This is a genomic window from Acetobacter fallax, from assembly GCF_011516735.1.
Lineage (GTDB): Bacteria > Pseudomonadota > Alphaproteobacteria > Acetobacterales > Acetobacteraceae > Acetobacter > Acetobacter fallax.
Map to the genome: position 1 here is coordinate 75,016 of NZ_WOSX01000015.1, position 7,515 is coordinate 82,530.

At 57.0% G+C, this 7,515-nt stretch carries 5 protein-coding genes and 1 pseudogene; 4 read left to right on the forward strand and 2 right to left on the reverse strand.

The annotated features are described in order from the left end of the window. The first annotated feature begins 22 nt into the window (after positions 1-22). The 4 genes from GOB85_RS09550 to acs all read left to right on the forward strand — a co-directional run bounded on the left by GOB85_RS09550 (position 23) and on the right by acs (position 6,232). Positions 23-1,531 (forward strand): MmgE/PrpD family protein, encoded by a 1,509-nt coding sequence (locus GOB85_RS09550; protein WP_173577315.1) that lies wholly within the window; start codon positions 23-25, stop codon positions 1,529-1,531. A gap of 58 nt (positions 1,532-1,589) precedes the next feature. Further along, positions 1,590-2,762, forward strand: coding sequence for a bifunctional 2-methylcitrate synthase/citrate synthase (gene prpC, locus GOB85_RS09555; protein WP_173577316.1), 1,173 nt, complete (start codon positions 1,590-1,592; stop codon positions 2,760-2,762). Then, positions 2,759-3,673, forward strand: a complete 915-nt coding sequence (gene prpB / locus GOB85_RS09560) for a methylisocitrate lyase (RefSeq protein WP_173577317.1) — start codon at positions 2,759-2,761, stop codon at positions 3,671-3,673. Before prpC ends, prpB begins: the two co-directional genes overlap by 4 nt. Positions 3,674-4,279: 606 nt before the next feature. Then, complete coding sequence (gene acs / locus GOB85_RS09565; protein ID WP_173577318.1) at positions 4,280-6,232, forward strand: acetate--CoA ligase; 1,953 nt, start codon at positions 4,280-4,282, stop codon at positions 6,230-6,232. A 103-nt stretch (positions 6,233-6,335) separates the two neighbouring features. Here the strand turns inward: acs and GOB85_RS09570 are convergent, their stop codons facing one another. Then, a complete protein-coding gene (locus GOB85_RS09570; protein ID WP_173577319.1) occupies positions 6,336-6,668 on the reverse strand; it encodes a hypothetical protein in 333 nt (110 codons plus the stop codon). Positions 6,669-7,416: 748 nt separating this feature from the next. Then, positions 7,417-7,515 (reverse strand): annotated as a pseudogene (locus tag GOB85_RS09575) (IS5/IS1182 family transposase); the annotation flags it as partial.

The following is a 7,515-nucleotide window of genomic DNA, read 5'->3' on the forward strand; positions in this document are numbered from 1 at the left end:
TCCGCGAACAGGGCCAACCGATATGCAAACTTACGAAATCAGGGTTCATCCTGAAAAAGACCGCCTGCCACGTAACCAGCAGCTCGCATGGCATATCGCGGAGGTCGCCGCCGATCCCGTGGCCGTGGAACAGCCCGTGACGGAGATGATCATCAACCGGATGATCGACAACGCCTCCGTCGCGATGGCCTCGGTCAACCGCCACACTGTAACAAGCGCCCGGGCCGAAGCCCTCGCTCACATCCGGCCCGGCGGAGCAACACTGTTCGGATGCGGACCGGATATCCGGGTCCACGCCGAATGGGCCGCCTGGGCAAACGGCACAGCCGTGCGCGAACTCGATTTCCACGACACCTTCCTCGCAGCGGAATACTCGCACCCCGGCGACAATATCCCGGCCATTCTCGCCGTCGCGCAACAATGCGGCCGATCGGGCAAGGATCTGATCCGGGGCATCGCCACAGGCTATGAAATCCAGATCGATCTGGTGCGAAGCATCTGCCTTCACGCGCACAAGATCGACCACGTCGCGCATCTCGGCCCGTCCGTCGCAGCCGGCCTCGGCACCCTCCTCGGACTTCCGGCGGAAACAATCCTGCAATCGATTCAGCATGCCCTGCATGTGACAACCGCGACCCGCCAGAGCCGAAAGGGCGAAATCTCCTCCTGGAAGGCTTATGCGCCGGCCCATGCGGGAAAACTGGCCGTCGAGGCAGTGGACCGCGCGATGCTGGGTGAAACCTCACCGGCCCCGATCTATGAAGGTGAAGACGGCGTCATCGCCTGGATGCTGGATGGAAAAGACGCCCGGTATTTCGTGCGGCTTCCGGAAGATGGCGAACCAAAACGCGCCATTCTGGACAGCTACACCAAAGAACACTCGGCTGAATATCAGAGCCAGGCCCTGATTGATCTGGCATTCCGGCTCGGGAAACAGATCAGCACCTGGGACAACGTAAAGGATGTCCTGATCGAGACCAGCCACCACACGCATTACGTGATCGGCACAGGCTCGAACGATCCGCAGAAGTTCGACCCCGATGCCTCACGCGAAACACTGGATCATTCAATCATGTATATCGTTGCAGTCGCCCTGCAGGACGGCTCCTGGCATCATGTGAAATCCTATGATCCGGCAAGGGCACATCGGGAAGATACCGTTCGGCTGTGGAAAAAAATCCACACAGTCGAAGATCCCGCATGGACGGAGCGATACCATGCCACAGACCCGGCCGTGAAAGCATTTGGCGGACGCATCACCATCACCATGACCGACGGATCGGTGATTGCGGACGAACTCGCCGTCGCCAACGCGCACCCTCTCGGCGCCACCCCCTGGACACGCCCTGATTACATCCGGAAATTTCGCACACTGACCGAAGGCATTGTCGAACCGAAGGAAGCGGACCGGTTCCTCGATCTGGTGCAGCGCCTGCCGGAACTGACCGCGCAGGATCTGTGCGGGCTGGACATCACACTTCCCAATGGCGCGCTGAAACAAAACCCGAAAACCGGCATTTTCGGATACTGACTCCGGCGTCACGCCCCGACGGGGTCGTGCCACAAAAACAGGACAGAGGAGACGTCACATGACACACACCTCTCAGGACAGACAACCAAAGAAATCCGTGGCTCTTTCAGGCGTCACAGCAGGAACGACTGCACTGTGCACCGTGGGGCAGAGCGGAAACGATCTGCATTATCGTGGTTATGACATCAAAGATCTCGCTGAACACTGCGATTATGAGGAAGTGGCACATCTTCTCATTCATGGCCATCTTCCTGACGCAGCAGAGCTTGCTGCCTATAAAGAGCATTTACGATCCCTGCGCGGTCTGCCCGAGGGGGTGAAACGGGTCCTGGAGGATATTCCGGCCGCCGCACACCCGATGGATGTCATGCGAACGGCAATGTCGGCTTTCGGGTGTATTTTGCCCGAGCGACGGGATATGACCCCGGTCGGAGCACGGGAGATCGCGGACCGGACGATAGCCTCTCTCGGATCGATCCTGCTGTACTGGTATCATTTCGCAACCAACGGAAAGCGCATCGCGGTCGACACCGACGATGACAGCATCGGCGGACATTTCCTGCATCTTCTGCACGGCTCAAAGCCGTCGGAAGAATGGGTGCGGGCCATGCATGTCTCCCTGATTCTGTATGCGGAACACGAGTTCAACGCCTCGACTTTTGCATGCCGCGTGGTGGCGGGAACAGGCTCGGACATGTATTCGGCACTGTGCGCGGGGATCGGAGCATTGCGAGGCCCGAAACATGGCGGCGCAAACGAAGTCGCGCTGGAGATACAGCAGCGTTATCTCACGCCGGATGAGGCAGAGGCCGATATCCGACGACGCGTTGAAAACCGCGAGGTCATCATCGGCTTCGGCCATCCGGTCTATACCATCGCCGATCCGCGCAACGAGATCATCAGACGCACCGCCCATAGCCTGTCGCGACGGGCCGGATCAATGCGGCTGTATAATGTGGCGGCCCGCATCGAGACCGTAATGGCCGATACAAAGAAGATGTTTCCAAATCTCGACTGGTTCAGCGCGGTTTCATACAACCTGATGCGGATTCCAACCGCGATGTTCACACCTGTTTTTGTCATCGCCCGCAGCGCTGGCTGGTGCGCACACGTCATCGAGCAGCGGGAAAACGGAAAAATCATTCGTCCATCAGCAGAGTATACCGGCCCCGAAGACCGGCCTTTCGTTCCTGTGCATGAGCGCGGCACCGCGCTGGAGGAAGCAGCATGACATATCTGATCGGGGCAGACAGCCCGCATGTACCGGCAGGACGCCGTTTCAGAACGCTGCTTGAAAAACCAGGCATTCTCCGCCTTCCCGGCGCACATAACGGACAGGCGGCATTACAGGCGAAGGATGCAGGTTTCGAGGCGCTGTATCTGTCCGGAGCAGCGATGACGGCCAGCATGGGTCTGCCCGACCTGGGAATTATCACCATCGATCAGGTTGCCTTCTTTGTCCGTCAGATCGTCCATGCCTCCGGCCTGCCACTGCTCGTTGACGGAGACACAGGCTATGGTGAGACTCTGAACGTCATGAACATGGTCAGGGTCTTTGAAGATGCCGGAGCAGGTGCCGTGCATCTTGAGGATCAGCTTCTGCCGAAGAAATGCGGGCATCTGAACGACAAAAAAATCGCCTCGGCCCACGACATGGCGATGAAAGTTGATGCCGCACGCCGGGCAGCGCGGGATATTGTGGTCATCGCCCGCACGGACGCGGCGGCCAGCGAAGGGATCGACGGTGCCGTCGCACGGGCCAGGCTCTACATTGAGGCCGGCGCTGACGCGATCTTCCCTGAAGCCCTGACCACAGCAGAGATGTTCCGAGAATTTGCCCGACGAATGCCAGGAGCGAAGCTGCTGGCAAACATGACGGAGTTCGGCAGAACACCGTTCTTTACTGCTGATGAATTTGCAGCAATGGGCTACAGCATGGTGATCTGGCCCGTCAGTTCATTGCGCGTCGCGAACCGGGCGCAGGCAGAGCTGTATGACACCCTGAAGCGTTATGGCAGCACAGAGGGAATGCTGGACCGGATGCAGACACGGGAAGAACTTTATCAGACCCTGCGCTATCATGAATATGAGGCGCTGGACCGGAGTATCGTGGAGACCGTTCTTCCGACAGCCGAAAGGTAATTTTCTTCAAAGGCAGCTCAGCTCGTCGAAAGACCGCTAAACTGCCCGGAAGAAAAATACAGACCGCGGCCCCGGCAGCCGGTTTGTTCGTAATAAAACAGTGGGCAAAGGCAAGCCTTTGCCGGGCTCCAGGAAAGAGCCCGGCCATTCCACCCCGCTGGCCATCCGGCTTACGCGCGGCAAATCAGTCCTCCGGCACGGAAATACAGAAGAGCACAGAAAATTCGTCATCGACATAATGTGTATAAAGATGTTTCGGTATATCGCATTCAAAATTCCAGACCCGGCTTATCATACGCAGACGCAGTGCCCCAGGGATGATAAAATGGAAACATGCGCCGCGACATCGCAATACCTCGCCCATGACGACACAGAAACAGCAGGTCGCTTCGTTCAGGCACGAGCACAAAACCCCGACGACACGCAGGCGAGCCACGAGCGGATCGGGAGCATCCTGAAGATGGTTCTTCCCACATCTAAAAAAGAGTGCTCTAAATGCAGGCTACACACGCGCCAGATAACAAGCAAAAATAATCACGCGTGACCCGGAAAAAAATGCAGAGCCGATCAGCCTGATCGCCTCGACCGCATCAGGAGGACGAACCGGTGCCCGACTCTCAGGACCGCACGGCAATCTGGAATCTTACCGATATCGACCCGGTAAAAGCGGAGCAGATAGCCAGATTGCGGGCACAGGCCGTCTCTGACCCGGACGGTTTCTGGCTTGAGCAGGCACGGCGGATCGAATGGGCGTCGTTCCCTGCGGTCGCATCGAATTCCTCCTTCGAGGGCGACGTTTCCATCCGCTGGTTTGAAGATGGAATGCTTAACGCATCAGTCAGCTGTCTGGACCGGCATCTTGCAGACCGGGGCGACAAGCCAGCGCTAATCTGGCAGGCAGATGACACAACCGTATCACGCACCCTGACATTTCGTGAACTCCACGAGGAAGTCTGCCGGCTTTCAAATGCATTGCGCGCTCTGGGCGTCAAACGCGGCGAGCGCGTCGCCATCCACCTGCCAATGGTCGTCGAGGGCGTGGTCGCGATGCTGGCCTGCGCGCGCATCGGAGCCGTTCACGTCGTGCTGTTTGGTGGTTTCTCGCCCGAAGGCATCGGTGAACGACTGATCGACAGCAGCGCGGTCGCGGTCATCACCTGCGATACCGGACGGCGGGGCGCAAAGCGGATCCCGCACAAGGTCACGATCGATGCGGCCCTGACCCACGCCGGCACGATATGTGCTGTAAAGAATGTGATTGTCGTCCAGGTGACTGGCGATGTCGTGCCAATGAAGGAAGGGCGCGATCATGATTACACCGCTCTGGTTTCGCAGCAGTCCCCCGCCTGCGAAGCGGAAATCATGCGTGCCGAAGACGTTCTTTTTCTGCTCTACACCTCCGGCAGCACCGGAAAACCCAAGGCAATGGTTCACGCCACGGGCGGCTACATGGTGTGGGCCGCATACACAACGGACCTGACACTGGCGCCGGAACCGGAACGAGTCCACTGGTGCACGGCAGATATAGCGTGGATTACCGGACACACCTATGTCGTCTACGGCCCGCTGCTCAGCGGGACGACAACCCTGATCTACGAAGGACTGCTCGGCTGGCCGCAGCCCGGTCGCTGGTGGGAGATCGTCGATCGTTATGAGGTCTCCTGCCTTTACACGGCCCCCACAGCCATTCGCGCCCTGATACGTGAGGGCGATGAGGTTCCGGGACGCTACTCACTCGCGTCCCTGCGTCGTCTGGCCTGCGCGGGAGAACCGATCAGCCCGGATGCGTGGGAATGGTTCTATGAAGTCGTTGGCCGACGGCGTTGCCCGGTCGCGGATATGTGGTGGCAGACGGAAACCGGCGGCGGCATGCTGTGCGTCATTCCAGGTGCGCAGCCGATGAAACCGGGTTGGGCGACAACCCCCCTGCCCGGCCTCACTGCCGTGCTGACCAGCGAGAAAGGCGAAATCATCGAAGGAGCCGTCGAAGGCGCTCTGTGTTTCACTGCCTCCTGGCCAGGTCAGGCCCGGACGATCTGGGGAGATCACAAGCGGTTTCGCGAGACGTATTTCACGTTCAGCCCCGGCAAGTATTTTGCCGGTGACGGCGCACGCCGAGATGAGAATGGTTACTACATGATCACAGGGCGCATGGATGACGTTATCAATGTCTCCGGCCACCGGATCGGAACAGCGGAGATCGAAGACGCGCTGGCAACCTGCCACGCCATCTCCGAAGCAGCGGCAGTCGGCGTCAGCCATGATCTGAAAGGCCAGGGAATCGTCGTGTTCGTCGTGGCGCGTTCTTCAAAAGTCGCGCCCGCAGCAGATGAACTCTCGACCATTATCTGCGACCGGGTCGGGCGATATGCAGCCCCTGAGCGGGTCTATCTTGTGAATGAAATGCCCAAAACACGATCAGGAAAGATCGTCAGGCGACTACTGCGAAAGATTGCGTCCAATGAAACTGAAAGTTTAGGCGACCTCTCCACGCTGGCCGATCCGGCAGTCATACCGACGCTGATCGCAACCGTGAAGGAGCAGAACGCGGCATCATGACAGAGAAGCGCCCCGTCACCTGATGTTGCCATTTGTTACGCACGTCTTAACGCCTTCTCAACGGCTGAAGGAAGAGAATGAGGACCGGTCCAGCAAATGGAGTTCAGACCATGTCCTCTTCCATCTCCGGCCTTTCCGGTTCATCTGTTTCCAGCCTGTTTGATACATCGTCGGCAAGCTCGTCGTCATCTTCGGGCTCGTCGTCTTCCGCATCATCCTCTTCTTCCGACACAACGACGGAAACGATGAACAGCAACGGCACCATCACAATTACTGTGACAGATTCTTCAGGAAACGTCGTTTCCACGACAACCGAAGGCAGTCCACGCCCGACTGGCGATTCCGATGATGGATCGCTCGACACCTTTGCCTGAACTACACCCCCATGAGTTGCATCCGTTACCCATATCTTCTGACTGATGCGACCCCCGGGCACACTGGCGATCCGGCCGGGAAGAGTGCTGAACAGCGCATCTTCCCGGCTCCAGACAGAAAAAACGAAGCGTCAGAAAAATTGGCTGACGTAAAAGCGTGTATCACGACACCATGCTGATTTTAGGTCGGATATCCATATCGGACAGTCCACGCCGGCCTCTCTGAAAACTTTCTGAATTTTTTACCCGATAAAAATTATTGAAATATTGTTCATATATAATGCATCCTGAATAAGAAACTACATTTCTATAAACACAAACAATACTCTGATAGCTGAAATTTACGCAGAAAATCCTGATGAGTTATTATAAAACGATCATCTCCCAATGTGCCTGGCAGTGAGATGCTATTTATTAGAAACCGCTACTCAGAGCACACAAAGTCCAGACATACGTCACTCACCGCGCTCCCGCCGGACGCTTTTTCTTCATCCGGGAAATTGCGTTAGCTGCCGCAGGTATCAGAGCATGTCGTCGGCACACCTGTAGTCCTGGCGGTAAATAATACCATTCAGAGTTGAGCTGAACAAAACACTATTATTACTTTCCGAACCAACTTTCATGCTGCCGTTCCCACCGTTCAAAGCAACAGGATAAGACAGAGAGGCCCTTTCAGTCTGCACGACTTCCGGTGCATTCAAACTTCGATCTGTCATGGTCGCCCGAAGAGACTGTTGCACAGCAACCATTCCAGGCAGACCGAAAAATTCAGACAAAAATCGTAATTTACAAAAACACTTAGAGCCTGAATCAGAAAGCGGTTTGATTGATTTTTCGCAGAACTCTGCGGATATGGGCAATCATCAACCATGCGCAGGATGACGAGATTGTTGTCTCGACATCCTTCGT

Coding starts and splice junctions, on each gene's coding strand:
- GOB85_RS09550 (WP_173577315.1), top strand. CDS start 23: ATGCAAACTTACGAAATCAGGGTTCATCCTGAAAAAGACCGCCTGCCA.
- prpC (WP_173577316.1), top strand. CDS start 1,590: ATGACACACACCTCTCAGGACAGACAACCAAAGAAATCCGTGGCTCTT.
- prpB (WP_173577317.1), top strand. CDS start 2,759: ATGACATATCTGATCGGGGCAGACAGCCCGCATGTACCGGCAGGACGC.